Below are 14,169 nucleotides of genomic sequence, written 5' to 3'. Positions count from 1 at the left end.
GTCCCGTGGCGTGCCCGGAGAGTCTGCGAGCCGGCGCCTTCGAGGGCGCATAGGGTAGCTCCCGTTCCTTCTCGCGAGCCCTCTCGCGTGGTGTGTGTCGATCCCCGAGGAGGCGGCAGCAGTCGTGTCGAGCGCTGGGTCCAATGCAGGGAATTTCGTCCACCTGCACGTGCATACCGAGTACTCCATGCTCGACGGTGCGGCCCGGGTCGACGACCTGTTCGCCGAGGCGTCGCGGCTGGAGATGCCGGCGCTGGCCATGACCGACCACGGCAACGTCTTCGGCGCCCACGACTTCTACAGCAAGGCCAAGAAGCACGGCATCAAGCCGATCATCGGCACCGAGGCCTACGTGACCCCGCGCACCAGCCGGTTCGACAAGGTGCGGGTGCGCTGGGGCGACGGTTCCGGCGACGACGTGTCCGGCGGCGGTGCGTACACCCACATGACGCTGCTGGCCGCGAACACCGGCGGCATGCACAACCTGTTCCGGCTGTCCTCGCTCGCCTCGATCGAGGGGTTCTACTTCAAGCCGCGGATGGACCGGGAGCTGCTGCAGACGTACGCCGGCGGGCTCATCGCCACCACCGGGTGCCCCAGCGGCGAGGTGCAGACGCTGCTGCGCCTCGGCCAGTACAAGGAGGCGGTGGCCGCGGCGGCGGAGTTCCGCGACATCTTCGGCACGGACAACTACTTCGTCGAGGTCATGGAGCACGGCCTGGACATCGAGAAGCGCGTCCGCGACGACCTGCTGCGGCTGGCGAAGGAACTCGACCTGCCGCTGCTGGCCACGAACGACCTGCACTACACGCACAAGGACGACGCCAAGGCGCACGAGGTGCTGCTGTGCGTGCAGTCCGGGTCCACCATGGCCGACCCGAAGCGGTTCAAGCTCGACGGCGACGACTACTTCCTCAAGTCGCCCGAGCAGATGCGCGAGGTGTGGTCGGAGCTGCCCGAGGCCTGCGACAACACGCTGCTGGTCGCAGAGCGCTGCGACGTGAAGTTCTACGAGGAGCCGGGCGCGTACATGCCCAGGTTCCCGGTACCCGAGGGTGAGGACGAGGTCTCCTGGTTCGTCAAGGAGGTCGAGACCGGGCTGCACAAGCGCTACCCGGGCGGCATCCCGGACGAGGCGCGAAAGCGCGCCGAGTACGAGACCGAGGTCGTCACCGGCAAGGGCTACGCCGGCTACTACCTGGTGGTCGCCGACTTCATCAACTGGGCCAAGGACAACGGCATCCGGGTGGGCCCCGGCCGCGGCTCCGGTGCCGGGTCCATCGCCGCGTACGCCATGGGCATCACCGACCTCGATCCGCTCCCACACGGGCTCATCTTCGAGCGGTTCCTCAATCCCGAGCGGATGTCGATGCCCGACTTCGACGTCGACTTCGACGAGAGTCGGCGCGGCGAGGTCATCCGCTACGTCACGGACCGCTACGGCAGCGACCGGGTGGCGCAGATCGTCACCTACGGCACCATCAAGGCCAAGCAGGCGGTCAAGGACGCCAGCCGCGTCCTCGGATTCCCGTTCGCGATGGGTGAGCGCATCACCAAGGCGATGCCGCCGGCCGTCATGGGCAAGGACGTCCCGCTCACCGGGATCTTCGATACCGAGCACGCGCGCTACTCCGAGGCCGGCGAGTTCCGCTCGCTGTACGAGTCCGACGCCGAGGTGCGCAACGTCGTCGACACCGCCAAGGGCCTGGAGAACCTGAAGCGGCAGTGGGGTGTGCACGCGGCCGGCGTCATCATGTCGTCGGAGCCGCTGCTCGACACCATCCCGATCATGAAGCGCGAGCAGGACGGCGCGATCATCACCCAGTTCGACTATCCGACCTGCGAAGATCTCGGCCTGGTCAAGATGGACTTCCTTGGCCTGCGCAACCTGACGATCCTCGACGACGCGCTGCGCAACATCGTCCGCAACGGCAAGGACCCGGTCAACCTCGAGGCGCTTCCGCTCGACGACAAGGCCGCCTACGAGCTGCTGGGTCGCGGCGACACTCTCGGCGTGTTCCAGTTCGACGGCGGCCCGATGCGCTCGCTGCTGCGGCAGATGAAACCGGACAACTTCGAGGACATCTCCGCGGTCGGTGCGCTCTACCGGCCGGGGCCGATGGGCGCCAACAGCCACATCAACTACGCGCTGCGCAAGAACGGCCAGCAGCCCATCACGCCGATCCACTCCGAGCTCGCCGACGCCCTCGAACCCATCCTGGGCACGACCTACGGCCTGATCGTCTATCAGGAGCAGGTCATGGAGATCGCGCAGAAGCTGGCCGGGTACACGCTCGGCAAAGCGGATCTGCTCCGCCGGGCCATGGGCAAGAAGAAGCGAGAGGTCCTCGACGCCGAGTACGTCGGCTTCGCCGCGGGGATGAAGGAGAACGGCTACTCCGAAGAGGCCATCAAGACGCTCTGGGACATCCTCGTCCCGTTCTCCGACTACGCCTTCAACAAGGCGCACAGCGCCGCCTACGGCGTCATCTCGTACTGGACGGCCTACCTCAAGGCGAACTACCCGGCCGAGTACATGGCTGCGCTGCTCACGTCGGTGCGCGACGACAAGGACAAGACCGCCCTCTACCTGTCCGAGTGCCGCCACATGGGCATCAAGGTGCTGCCGCCGGACGTCAACGAGTCGGCGGGTGACTTCACTGCGGTCGGCACCGACATCCGGTTCGGGCTGACCGCCATCCGCAACGTGGGCTCCAACGTCGTCGACGGCATCGTCGCCGCCCGCAACGACGAGGGCCGGTTCGAGTCGTTCCCCGACTTCATGAACAAGGTGCCGGTCAACGTCTGCAACAAGCGGGTCGTCGAGTCGCTGGCCAAGGCTGGTGCGTTCGACTCGCTCGGGTATGCGCGCCGGGCGCTGGCGGCGGTGGTCGACGACGCCGTCGACACGGTCATCTCGCTCAAGCGCAACGAGGCGGTCGGGCAGTTCGACCTGTTCGGCGGGGCCGCCGAGGACAACGGCGGCAGCTTCGAGGTCGCGGTCCCCGAACTGTCCGAGTGGGACAAGAAGCAGAAGCTCGCCTACGAGCGCGAGATGCTCGGCCTGTACGTGTCCGACCACCCGCTGATGGGGCTCGAGCACGTGATCTCCGGCGCGTCGGACCACACCATCTCCTCGCTCGGCGACGAGGACGAGGTGCCCAACGGCACCACCGTCACGGTGGCCGGGCTGATCACGTCGTTGCAGCGCAAGGTCAGCAAGCGCGGCGACACGTGGGCCATCGTCACGATCGAGGACCTCGAGGGCGGCATCGACACGATGTTCTTCCCGGCGACGTACCAGCTGTACGCGCTGCAGCTCGCCGAGGACGAGATCGTCGTGGTGAAGGGCCGGCTGGACCGCCGCGAGGAGTCCCCGCAGCTGATCGCCAGCGAGCTGAGCCTGCCGGACCTCGCGGATGGTCCGACCGGGCCGATCGTGGTGTCCGTGCCGGCCAGCCGTTGCACGCCGCCGATGGTCGACCGGCTCAAGGACGTCCTGGTCACGCATCCCGGCGTGACCGAGGTGCACCTGCGACTGACGGGTTCGGGCCGGACCACCGTGATGCGCCTGGCCGACGGACTGCGGGTGACCCCGTCCACCGCGCTGATGGGTGATCTCAAGGCATTGCTGGGCCCGTCGTGTCTGACGTGACCGAGACCCGCGCGCAGCGGCTCGGCCACGCCGGCGCGGGGACGCTGCGGGTGCTCACCGAGGTCGTCGTGGCGACGGTGGTGCTGGGTGCCGGCATGGGCGTGCTGTGGTGGCTGCTGGCGCCGGAGGTCACCGGCGTGGTGGTCGGCGGCGAACTGGCCGTCGACGCGCACGAGGGACAGAAGCTGTTCGACCGCGACGCGAGGTTCGCGCTGCTCGCAGGGGCGTGTGGACTGGTCACGGCGGTGACGTTCGCGGCGCGTCACCCGCGGCGCCCGGTGACCGTGCTGCTGGCACTGGCGGTGCTGGGTGTCGGCGGGTCGCTGCTCGCGCAGCTGACCGGCTGGTTGCTCGGCCCGTCCGGCGACGTCTCCGGCCTGGCCGACGGAACCGAGCACGCGGTCCCGCTGCGCATGGACACGCAGGCGGGGCTCATCGTGTGGTCGATGGTGGCCACGGTCGTGGTCGCCGTCGTCGCGGTCTTCCGTGAGGACCGGACCCCGTTCGCCGTCCCGGGGCAGCCAGCACCGAAATGACGTTCGTGTGACACAGCCGTTGGTGGCCTGCGCGTGCCCGCAGCGGCGTAACGCCGTACTGGTGTCCGGGTGTCGTCGTGTCGTGGCGTCGTCGTGTCGTGGTGTGGTTCGCGCGCAGATTCGTATGTCGATGCTCGCTGCTGGCCGCCTCGGCGGCGTCGATCCGAGTGATCGTCACACGAGCCCGACGTGATCAGCTGACGCGGGCGATGGTCGCGGTCTTCGCCTCAGTCGTCCGCACCAGATTCGATGGCGTGATTTCGAGGTCCAGTCCCCGGCGCCCGGCGGAGACGTACACCGTCTCGTGGTCGAACACCGATTCGTCGACGACGGTCGGCAGCTTCTTGCGCTGGCCGAAGGGACTGATGCCACCGACGACGTACCCGGTGGCCCGCTCTGCGCGGGAGGTGGCGGCCATGACCGCCCGCTTGCCCGAGGCTGCCCGGGCGAGCGCCTTCAGGTCGAGCGAGCCGGACACGGGGACGACGGCCACGACGAACGCGTCGTCGATCTCGGCCAGCAACGTCTTGAACACCCGTGCGGGAACCACGCCGAGCGCGCGTGCGGCTTCGAGCCCGAACGACGGCGCGGAGGAGTCGTGGGTGTAGGGGTGCAGGGTGTACGGCACGCCAGCATGTTCCAACGCCGTTGTCGCAGGGGTGCTTGATCGTTGGCGCGTTGCACTCATTGGGGCAATCTAGTCCGATCCGGCCCGTTCCGTCATCGAACGCGCCGTGACCTGCGCGTTCTACCGGTCCGGTGGGCCCGCCGGCCGGGCGCGTCCCGGCGATCGGCCGTACGGTCCATTAGGCTGCGACGACCGATGCCGGCCGCGGTGCGATGTTCTGGAGGCGACGCCGATGCCGCTGTTCGACCTGCCCCTGTCAGAGCTGCGCGAGTACCGTCCCGAGCGCAGCGAGCAGCCGGACTTCGACGACTTCTGGTCGCGCACGCTCGCCGAGGCCGCGGCGTTCCCACTGGACGCCCGGTTCACGCCGTACGACGCGGGGTTCGGCCTCGTGGACGTGTACGACGTCACCTACGCCGGCTGGGGCGGGCACCGTATCGCCGGATGGTTGCTGGTCCCGGCGGGCGCGTCGGAGCCGCTGCCGACGGTGGTGCAGTACATCGGCTACGGCGGCGGCCGTGGGTTCCCGCACGACTGGCTCGCTTTCGTGGCCACCGGGTGCGCGACGTTCGTCATGGACACCCGCGGGCAGGGCTCGGCCGGCACGCCGGGTGACACACCCGATCCGGTCGGCGGCGACAACCCGCAGAGCCCGGGGTTCATGACGCGCGGCGTGCTCGACCCGGACCAGTACTACTACCGGCGGGTGTTCACCGACGCCGTCCGCGCGGTGGACGCGGCCGTCTCGCATCCACTGGTCGACGGTGACCGCGTCGTGGTCGCCGGAGGCAGCCAGGGCGGCGGCATCACCCAGGCGGTGGCGGCGCTGCGGCCGGGCCTGATGGGTGCGATGATCGACGTGCCGTTCCTGACCGGCTTCCGCCGGGCCACCGAGATCGTCGACACGCTGCCCTACGGCGAGATCAGCACCTACCTGTCGATCCACCGCGACCAGGAGGAGCAGGTGTTCGGAACGCTCTCGTACTTCGACGGCATGAACTTCGCGGTGCGCAGCGAGGTGCCGGCGCTGTACAGCGTCGCGCTGATGGACCCGATCTGCCCGCCGTCGACGGTGTTCGGCTCGTTCAACCACCATGCCGGCCCGAAGGAGATCCGGGTGTGGACGTACAACAAGCACGAGGGCGGTCAGACGTTCCAGATCCGTGAGCAGCTGCTGTGGCTGCGTGAACAGTTCAAGCGCGACGACGGCCCCGGTACGGGGCGAGGGACGTGGTGGCGATAGCCGAGCACTCGATCGTCGTGGCCGGCACCGACGGGGTGATCACGCGGTGGAACGACGGCGCGGTCGCGCTGTTCGGTCATCGCGCCGAGGAGGCGGTCGGACGCAGCCTCGACCTGATCGTGCCGGAGCACCTGAGGCAGGCGCACTGGACGGGCTTCCGCCGCGCGATGGACCACCCGCAGGTCCGTGACCTGGCCGCCGACCTTCCGGTGCTGTGCGCCGACGGCGAGATCCGGCATTACGCGGGCCGGCTGCTGGTTCTCAGCGACGCGTTGGGCGTGGCGATCGGAGCGATGGCGGTCTACGCCCCCGAGGGCAGCACCGGCGTCCGCCCGTTCGGCTAGTGGGGGACGTCGCCGTCGTTCCGGACGACGGGACCGGTCCGGCGCCGGGTCTCGGATGAGCCGCGGCGTCGCGTCGCGTAGACTCTGCGCACGGAGCACAATGGCGTTGTGCAAAGCGCAATGGAAGGTCACGTGGACAGGAACTCCTCGTCGTCGCTGCGCAGGGCGCTGGCCCTGCTGGACGAAGTGGCGGCTGCCACCCCGGACGGCGGAGCCACGCTCGGTCAGCTGGCCGCCTCCGTCGAGGTGCACAAGAGCTCGGTGCTGCGGCTGCTCGCGCCGATGGCCGACGCTGCGCTCGTCCGGGTCGACAGCGGGCGCTACCGCCTCGGCCCGCGCGCGGCGCAACTCGGCGCGGTGTACCTGGCGGCGCTGGACCTGCGTGCGGTGGCGCATCCGCTGCTCGAAGAACTGGTCGACGCGACCGGCGAGACGGTCTACCTGGTGCTGCCGGACCTGCCGGAGATGGTGTACGTCGACAAGATCGACGGGCCCGGGCGGGTGCGGATGGCCTCGAGCATCGGCTCGCGCCAGCCCGCGCACTCGACCGGCGTCGGCAAGGCCTACCTCGCCTTCGCCGGGGACGAGGCCGTCGACCTCGTCGTCGGGCACGGAATGCCCGCCCGCACCGAGCAGACCGTCACCGACCCGCGGCGGTTCCGGGCCGAACTGTGCCGCGTGCGTGACCGCGGATACGCCGTGGACGACGTCGAGAACGAGGCGGACATCCGCTGCGTCGCCGCGCCGATCGTCGACCACGCGGGCAGCGTGACGGCGGCCCTGTCGGTGGCCGGCCTGGCCACCCGGATCACTCCCGAGCGTTACGAGCACCTCGGTGGTCTCGCCGTGCGGACGGCCCGTGCGGTGTCGGCCGCGCTCGGAGCCCCCGACCCGAAGATCATCGGCGCGCTCCGTGCGGAGGACGGCTGAGATGCTGATGATCACGAGAAGAACCGGACGTTCTGGAGGTTACGCATGACCGTTGCCGAACGCAGACAGCCGAGCAGGCAGCTGCGAGAGACCGGTGTGATGGCGATCCTGCGCGCCCGCTCCGCGGAGCGCTTCACCGACGTGAGCAGGGCACTGGTCGACGCGGGCATCACCTGCCTGGAGATCACGCTCACCGTGCCGGGCGCGATCGAGGCGATCGGCAACCTGCGCGCCGAACTTCCGGACGATGTCGACGTCGGCGCCGGCACGGTGACCGACGGTGTGCAGGCGCGGGCCGTGGTCGAGGCCGGCGCGGGCTTCGTCGTGTCGCCGTCCGTCGAGCCGGACGTGCTCGCGGTCGCGGCCGAGGCCGGAGTGCCCTCCTATCCGGGCGCCTTCACGCCGACGGAGGTGCTGACCGCGTGGCGCGCCGGTGCCTCGATCGTCAAGCTGTTCCCGGGATCCGCCGTCGGGCCGTCCTACATCACGAGCCTGGCCGGGCCGTTCCCGGACATCGAGATCATGCCGACCGGCGGGGTGAGCCTGACGAACATCGGCGACTGGATCAGTGCCGGTGCCTCCGGCGTGGGCCTGGGCGGTCCGTTGCTGGGCGACGCCGCGGACGGCGGCGATCTCGGCGCGCTCGCCGAACGCGCCCGGGTGGCGCTGGCCGCGGTGCGCCAGGCCCGGGGAGGTGTGGCGTGAACGCCGGCATGGTGACCCTCGGCGAGACGATGGCGCTGGTCTCCGGCGCGGAGGTCGGCTCGTGGGCGGGGCATCGGGACCTCAAGCTGTCGGTGGCCGGCGCGGAGTCGAACGTCGCCATCGGGGTGCGTCGACTCGGGCACCCGGCGAGCTGGATCAGCCGCGTCGGGGCCGACGGATTCGGCGAGCTGATCCTGCGCGAGCTCCGCGCCGAGAGCGTGTCCGCGCTGGCGACGACGGACGACGTGCGCCCGACCGGCCTGATGGTCAAGGAACGGCCGAACAGCCTGCGCACGCACGTGCGGTACTACCGCGGCGGCAGTGCTGCCGCGGGCATGACGGCGGCGGACGTGGACGAGCAGGCGGTCACGTCCGCGGCGGTACTGCACGTCACCGGCATCACGCCCGCGCTCGGCCGGGGGCCGGCGGAGGCGGTCCGGCACGCCGTCCGGCTCGCCCGTGACGCCGGGGTGACGGTCTCGCTGGACGTCAACTACCGCTCCGCGCTCTGGAGTCGCGACGACGCCGGCGCGGCGCTCGCGCCGCTGGTGGCGCAGGCCGACGTGGTGTTCGGCGGCCCCGAGGAGGCTTCGCTGCTCGTCGACGAGGCCGATCCGGAGCGGATGGCGCGCGACCTGGTGTCGCTCGGGCCGGGCCAGGCCGTCGTCAAACTGGGCGCGGACGGCGCGGTGTCCTGCATCGACGGCATCGTGACCAGCACCCCGGTGGTGCCTGTCCGGGTGGTCGACACCGTCGGCGCCGGCGACGCGTTCGTGGCCGGGTACCTGGCCGAGCTCATGTCCGGCGCGGAGTCGGAGCAGCGGCTGCGCACGGCCGCGGCTGCCGGCGCGTTCGCCTGCACCGCCCTTGGCGACTGGGAGGGCCTGCCCACCGGCGCCGACCTGCGGGCTCTGGTCGGCGGGGGAGACCAGGTCCGCCGCTGACGCCGCCGATGCCGTCTGACGGATGGGGGTGTGGTTACTGGCGCTATGGCCCCAGTAACCACACCCCCATCCGCTCGCGATCTTCGCCGACGCGCTCGGCTGACGGCCGCGGGCGGGGTAATGTCCGCCGCAGGACAACGTCAGCTCCACCGTGGAGGCCGGCCATGACCGAGACGACGCCCCACCAGAGCTTCCGGCAGGCACGCGATCTGCTCCTGGATTCGCGTGCCGACCTGGACGGCGCGCGCCGGCGGTACGTGCCGCCGCGGCCGGCCACGTTCAACTGGGCGCTCGACTGGTTCGACCAGGTCGCCCGGTCCGAGCCGACCGCCGGGCGGGTGGCGCTGCGGGTCGTCGACGAGCAGGACGAGACCGCGCTGACCTACGCGGAGCTGTCCGAACGCTCGGACCGGCTCGCGAACTGGTACCGCGCCCAGGGCATGCGGCGCGGCGACCGGCTGCTGCTGATGCTGGGTAACCAGGTCGAGCTCTGGGAGACCATGCTGGCCTGCATCAAGCTCGGCGTCGTCATCGTCCCGGCCACCACGCAGCTGTCCGCGGCCGACATCGTCGACCGGATCCGGCGCGGCGGCATCGGGCACGTCGTCGCGCGAGCCGCGGACGCCGAACGGCTCGACGCCGCCGCGGGTGAGTGCACCCGCATCGCGGCGGGCGGAGCGCCCACGGGCTGGCTGGACCACCGCGACGGCCTGGAACACCACGGCGGGTTCGAGCCGGACGCTCCGACCTTCGCCGACGACACGCTGCTGCTGTACTTCACGTCCGGCACGACCACGCTGCCGAAGCTGGTCGAGCACTCGCACGTGTCCTACCCGATCGGGCACCTGTCCACGATGTACTGGGTGGGGTTGCAGCCCGGCGACGTGCACGTCAACGTGTCGTCGCCGGGGTGGGCGAAGCACGCGTGGAGCACCGTGTTCGCGCCGTGGAACGCCGAGGCGACGGTGCTGGTCATCAGCCAGCCCAGGTTCGACGCCGAAGGGCTGCTGGAGACCATGGCCGCCCACGAGGTCACCACGTTCTGCGCGCCCCCGACCGTGTGGCGGATGCTCGTGCAGGCCGACCTGGCCGCCTTCCGCGGGCGCATCCCGCTGCGTGAGGTCGTCGCCGCGGGCGAGCCGTTGAACCCGGAGGTCATCGAGCAGGTCCGGCAGGTGTGGGACGTCACGGTCCGCGACGGCTACGGGCAGACCGAGACCTGCGCGCAGATCGCCAACACTCCCGGCCAGCCGGTCCGGCCCGGCTCCATGGGGCGGCCGCTGCCCGGGTACGAGGTGGTGCTGCGCGAGCCCGCCAGTGGGGCGGACCGCACCAGCCCCGGCGGGGAGGGTGAGGTGTGCCTGCGCCTCGACCCGCGACCGGTGGGGCTGATGACCCAGTACCGCGACGACCCCGAGCGCACCGCCGACGTCACCCGCGGCGGTGAGTACCACACGGGCGACGTCGCGACCATCGACGAGGACGGCTACATCACCTTCGTCGGCCGCACCGACGACGTCTTCAAGTCCTCGGACTACCGGATCAGCCCGTTCGAGCTCGAGAGCGTGCTCATCGAGCATCCCGCGGTCACCGAGGCAGCCGTGGTGCCGTCACCCGACCCGATCCGGCTGTCGGTGCCCAAGGCGTACGTGACGCTCGCCGCCGGGCACGAGCCGGACGCACAGACGGCCGGGTCGATCCTGCACTACGCCCGTGAGCATCTCGCGCCCTACAAGCGGGTGCGGCGGCTCGAGTTCGGCGAACTCCCGAAGACGATCTCCGGCAAGATCCGCCGGGTCGAGCTGCGCGACCGAGAGGACGATCTGCACGGGGACGGGACGCGCGGCGAGCAGGCGGGCGGTGCGGAGTTCTGGGAGGACGACGTCGCCGGCCTCGGCTCGTGACGATCTGGCGTCCGGGCGCGTCGTCCGCGTGATGAACCGGCGCACCGAGGCACGTCCCGGAATACGGTCCGGTTGTCCGCCTGGTGAGCTGCGCATCTACACTCGGGTAAGTGATACGCCGCATCGACCTGCGGGGGGCGAACGGCGACGGCAGCGCCGTCGACTACCGGTCGCTCGTCCCGCGCGCCGCCACTGACGTCGAGTCCACGCTGGAAGCCGTCCGGCCGATCTGTGCCGACGTCGAGCATCGCGGGCTGTCCGCGGTCAAGGAGCTCACGGCGCGGTTCGACGGCGTCGAGCTCGACGACGTCCGGGTTCCGGAGGCGGCCCTGGACGCGGCGCTGCGCACTCTCGACCCGCAGGTGCGTGCCGCGCTCGAAGAGTCGATCAGCCGGGCGCGTGCGGTTCACGCCGGTCAGCGCCGGACGGACACGACCGTCAGCCCTGTTCCCGGCGGCACCGTCACCGAGCGGTGGGTTCCGGTCGAGCGGGTCGGTCTGTACGTGCCCGGCGGACGCGCGGTCTACCCGAGCAGTGTCGTCATGAACGTCGTTCCCGCGCAGGAGGCCGGTGTCGGGTCGCTCGCGGTGACCAGCCCGCCGCAGCGTGACGCGCGCGGGCTGCCGCACCCGACCATCCTCGCCGCGTGCGCGCTGCTCGGGGTCACCGAGGTGTACGCCGTCGGCGGCGCCCAGGCGGTGGCCATGTTCGCCTACGGCGTGCGCGGCGACGACGGCACCTGGGCATGCCCGCCGGCCGACCTCGTCACCGGTCCGGGCAACGTCTACGTCGCGGCGGCCAAGCGACTGCTCAAGGGCCGCATCGGCATCGACGCCGAGGCGGGTCCCACCGAGATCGCGGTGCTGGCCGACAGCGGCGCCGACCCCGCACACGTCGCCGCGGACCTGATCAGCCAGGCCGAGCACGACCCGCTGGCGGCCAGCGTGCTCGTCACCGACAGCCCGGCACTGGCCGACGCCGTCGACACGGAGCTGACCCGTCAGGTGGCCGCGACGAAGCACGTCGAGCGTGTCCGAACCGCACTCGGCGGCGCGCAGTCGGCGAGCATCGTCGTCGACGACCTCGACCAGGGGCTCGCGGTGGTCGACGCCTATGCGGCGGAGCACCTGGAGATCCAGACCGCCGACGCGGCGGCGGTGGCGGCACGCGTGCGCAATGCCGGCGCGGTGTTCGTCGGGCCGTACGCCCCGGTCAGCCTGGGCGACTACGTCGCCGGCTCCAACCACGTGCTGCCCACCGGCGGCAGCGCGCGGCACACCGCCGGGCTGTCGGTGCAGTCGTTCCTGCGCGGCGTGCACATCGTCGAGTACGACGAGCAGGCGTTGCGCACCGCCGCGCCGCACGTGCGTGCGCTCGCCGACGCCGAAGACCTGCCCGCGCACGGCGACGCCGTCGGCGTGCGGTTCGGGACCGGCGACGAGGAGCGCCGCGGATGAGCGAGCTGCCGATCCGCGACGAGCTGCGCGGAATCCAGGCGTACGGCGCTCCGCAGCTCGACGTTCCGGTCTGCCTGAACGTCAACGAGAACCCGTTCCCGCCGTCCGAGGCGCTGGTCGCCGACGCCGCGGCCGCGGTGGCCGACGCGGTCCGCGGACTCAACCGGTACCCGGACCGGGAGGCGTCCGAGCTGCGCGCCGGCCTCGCGGCCTACCTCGAACGCGAGTCCGGCGTGTCGCTGCGGCCCGAGCAGGTGTGGGCGGCCAACGGGTCGAACGAGGTCATGCTGCAGATCCTGCAGGCCTTCGGCGGCCCCGGCCGGGTGGCGCTGTCGTTCGCGCCGACGTACTCGATGTATCCGGAGTACGCCCGCGACACCGCCACCACCTGGGTCACCGCGCCGCGGCGCGAGGACTTCACCGTCGACGTCGACGCCGCGCTGGAGGCCGTCGCCACGCACCGGCCGTCGGTGGTGCTGGTGGCCTCGCCGAACAACCCCACGGGGACGGCGGTCCCGCTGGATCTCGTCCGGCGGCTGCACGACGCGACGGAGGCCACCAGGACGGTCGTGGTCGTCGACGAGGCGTACGCGGAGTTCCGCCGGGACGGGACGCCGAGCGCCCTGAGCCTGTTGGCCGGCCATCCGCGGCTGGTGGTGACCCGCACCATGAGCAAGGCGTTCGCCTTCGCCGGAGCGCGCCTCGGCTACGCCGCCGCGTCCGAGGAGGTCGTGGACGCGCTACGGGTGGTGCGGTTGCCGTATCATCTGTCGGCGGTGACGCAGGCGGTCGCGTCGGCGGCGCTGCGCCACGCCGACGAGCTGCAGGCCCGGGTACGCCAGCTGCGTGACGAGCGCGACCGGCTCGCCGAGTGGCTGCGGTCGACGGGGCTCGAGGTCGCCGACTCGGACGCGAACTTCCTGCTGTTCGGCCGGTTCTCGGACCGGCATGCGGTATGGCAGGGTCTGCTGGACCGCGGAGTCCTGATCCGCGAGACGGGACCGGACGGGTGGCTACGGGTCTCGGTGGGCACGCCCGACGAAACGGCCGCGTTCACCGCGGCGCTGACAGCGGTGGTCGGCGACGGCGCGCGTGCCGGCGCGACAGTGGTGACGGGAGAACGATGATGAGTGATCGCACGGCGAAGGTCGAGCGGACGACCAGCGAGAGCACGGTCGCCGTCCAGGTCGACCTGGACGGCTCCGGCCGGCACGACATCGCCACCACCGTCGGCTTCTACGACCACATGCTCACCGCGTTCGCCAGGCACTCGCTGATCGACCTGACCGTCAGCGCGGAGGGCGACACGCACATCGACGTCCACCACACCGTCGAGGACACCGCCATCGTGCTCGGCCAGGCGCTGCGCGAGGCGCTCGGCGACAAGACCGGCATCGTCCGCTACGGCGAGGCGACCGTGCCGCTGGACGAGGCGCTCGCGCACGCGGTGGTGGACGTGTCCGGCCGCCCGTACTTCGTGCACGCCGGCGAGCCCGCCGGGCAGGAGCACGTGCTGATCGGCGGACACTTCACCGGGTCGCTGACCGCGCACGTCCTCGAGAGCATCGCCCACCACGCCGGGCTGACCATGCACGTACGGGTGCTCGGCGGGCGCGACCCGCACCACGTCGCCGAGGCGCAGTTCAAGGCTGTGGCGCGAGCGCTGCGTACGGCCGTCGCGTACGACCCGCGCGAGCTCGGCGTGCCGTCCACGAAGGGCGCCTTGTGACGCGGCTGAGTTCCGTTCGCGGACGGCGCCCGGAACCCGTCCTCGCCCGCGGCTCGCTCGTGCCTCGCTCGCCGATGCCCGTCCGCACCATGGA

12 protein-coding genes are annotated in these 14,169 nt (G+C 71.2%); 11 read left to right on the top strand and 1 reads right to left on the bottom strand.

The window, feature by feature from the left end:
* The first annotated feature begins 124 nt into the window (after nucleotides 1–124).
* Both dnaE and CLV30_RS10845 read left to right on the top strand, forming a co-directional pair.
* Nucleotides 125–3,655 carry a DNA polymerase III subunit alpha gene (dnaE, locus tag CLV30_RS10850; protein WP_106537212.1) on the top strand — a complete coding sequence of 1,177 codons (3,531 nt, stop codon included), beginning with the start codon at nucleotides 125–127 and terminating at the stop codon, nucleotides 3,653–3,655.
* On the top strand, nucleotides 3,652–4,191 hold the full coding sequence (locus CLV30_RS10845) for a hypothetical protein (RefSeq protein WP_106537211.1): 540 nt from the start codon (nucleotides 3,652–3,654) through the stop codon (nucleotides 4,189–4,191). Before dnaE ends, CLV30_RS10845 begins: the two co-directional genes overlap by 4 nt.
* Nucleotides 4,192–4,384: 193 nt before the next feature.
* Here the strand turns inward: CLV30_RS10845 and ybaK are convergent, their stop codons facing one another.
* Nucleotides 4,385–4,879, bottom strand: coding sequence for a Cys-tRNA(Pro) deacylase (gene ybaK / locus CLV30_RS10840; protein ID WP_106537210.1), 495 nt, complete (start codon nucleotides 4,877–4,879; stop codon nucleotides 4,385–4,387).
* A gap of 172 nt (nucleotides 4,880–5,051) precedes the next feature.
* Here ybaK and CLV30_RS10835 point away from each other — a divergent pair, with 172 nt between their 5' ends.
* From CLV30_RS10835 to hisB, 9 genes are all read left to right on the top strand, one after another.
* Entirely contained in the window at nucleotides 5,052–6,062 is a 1,011-nt protein-coding gene (locus CLV30_RS10835; protein WP_106537209.1) for an acetylxylan esterase, read from the top strand.
* Nucleotides 6,050–6,406 carry a PAS domain-containing protein gene (locus CLV30_RS10830; protein WP_106537208.1) on the top strand — a complete coding sequence of 119 codons (357 nt, stop codon included), beginning with the start codon at nucleotides 6,050–6,052 and terminating at the stop codon, nucleotides 6,404–6,406. Before CLV30_RS10835 ends, CLV30_RS10830 begins: the two co-directional genes overlap by 13 nt.
* Nucleotides 6,407–6,538: 132 nt before the next feature.
* Nucleotides 6,539–7,336: an IclR family transcriptional regulator gene (locus CLV30_RS10825; protein WP_205740591.1), complete on the top strand. Its 798-nt coding sequence runs from the start codon at nucleotides 6,539–6,541 to the stop codon at nucleotides 7,334–7,336.
* A gap of 45 nt (nucleotides 7,337–7,381) precedes the next feature.
* On the top strand, nucleotides 7,382–8,041 hold the full coding sequence (locus CLV30_RS10820; RefSeq protein WP_106537206.1) for a bifunctional 4-hydroxy-2-oxoglutarate aldolase/2-dehydro-3-deoxy-phosphogluconate aldolase: 660 nt from the start codon (nucleotides 7,382–7,384) through the stop codon (nucleotides 8,039–8,041).
* Nucleotides 8,038–8,985, top strand: a complete 948-nt coding sequence (locus tag CLV30_RS10815; protein ID WP_276319986.1) for a sugar kinase — start codon at nucleotides 8,038–8,040, stop codon at nucleotides 8,983–8,985. Before CLV30_RS10820 ends, CLV30_RS10815 begins: the two co-directional genes overlap by 4 nt.
* Before the next feature lie 164 nt (nucleotides 8,986–9,149).
* Nucleotides 9,150–10,889: an AMP-binding protein gene (locus tag CLV30_RS10810; RefSeq protein ID WP_106537205.1), complete on the top strand. Its 1,740-nt coding sequence runs from the start codon at nucleotides 9,150–9,152 to the stop codon at nucleotides 10,887–10,889.
* A 110-nt stretch (nucleotides 10,890–10,999) separates the two neighbouring features.
* On the top strand, nucleotides 11,000–12,346 hold the full coding sequence (gene hisD, locus CLV30_RS10805) for a histidinol dehydrogenase (RefSeq protein ID WP_106537204.1): 1,347 nt from the start codon (nucleotides 11,000–11,002) through the stop codon (nucleotides 12,344–12,346).
* The gene (locus CLV30_RS10800; RefSeq protein ID WP_106537203.1) at nucleotides 12,343–13,473 is read left to right on the top strand and encodes a histidinol-phosphate transaminase; all 1,131 of its coding nucleotides are present in this window, start codon (nucleotides 12,343–12,345) and stop codon (nucleotides 13,471–13,473) included. Before hisD ends, CLV30_RS10800 begins: the two co-directional genes overlap by 4 nt.
* Nucleotides 13,473–14,075, top strand: coding sequence for an imidazoleglycerol-phosphate dehydratase HisB (hisB, locus tag CLV30_RS10795; protein ID WP_106537202.1), 603 nt, complete (start codon nucleotides 13,473–13,475; stop codon nucleotides 14,073–14,075). Before CLV30_RS10800 ends, hisB begins: the two co-directional genes overlap by 1 nt.
* Nucleotides 14,076–14,169 lie beyond the last annotated feature (94 nt).

It is taken from the genome of Haloactinopolyspora alba, from assembly GCF_003014555.1.
In the GTDB taxonomy this organism is placed as follows: Bacteria; Actinomycetota; Actinomycetes; order Jiangellales; family Jiangellaceae; genus Haloactinopolyspora; species Haloactinopolyspora alba.
This window is presented reverse-complemented; position numbering and strand designations above follow the sequence as displayed.

Excerpts from the sequence above, each read along its gene's own strand:
- CLV30_RS10820 (WP_106537206.1), top strand. The coding sequence starts at position 7,382 with ATGACCGTTGCCGAACGCAGACAGCCGAGCAGGCAGCTGCGAGAGACC.
- ybaK (WP_106537210.1), bottom strand. The coding sequence starts at position 4,879 with ATGAGTGCAACGCGCCAACGATCAAGCACCCCTGCGACAACGGCGTTG.
- CLV30_RS10800 (WP_106537203.1), top strand. The coding sequence starts at position 12,343 with ATGAGCGAGCTGCCGATCCGCGACGAGCTGCGCGGAATCCAGGCGTAC.
- CLV30_RS10810 (WP_106537205.1), top strand. The coding sequence starts at position 9,150 with ATGACCGAGACGACGCCCCACCAGAGCTTCCGGCAGGCACGCGATCTG.
- CLV30_RS10835 (WP_106537209.1), top strand. The coding sequence starts at position 5,052 with ATGCCGCTGTTCGACCTGCCCCTGTCAGAGCTGCGCGAGTACCGTCCC.
- hisB (WP_106537202.1), top strand. The coding sequence starts at position 13,473 with ATGAGTGATCGCACGGCGAAGGTCGAGCGGACGACCAGCGAGAGCACG.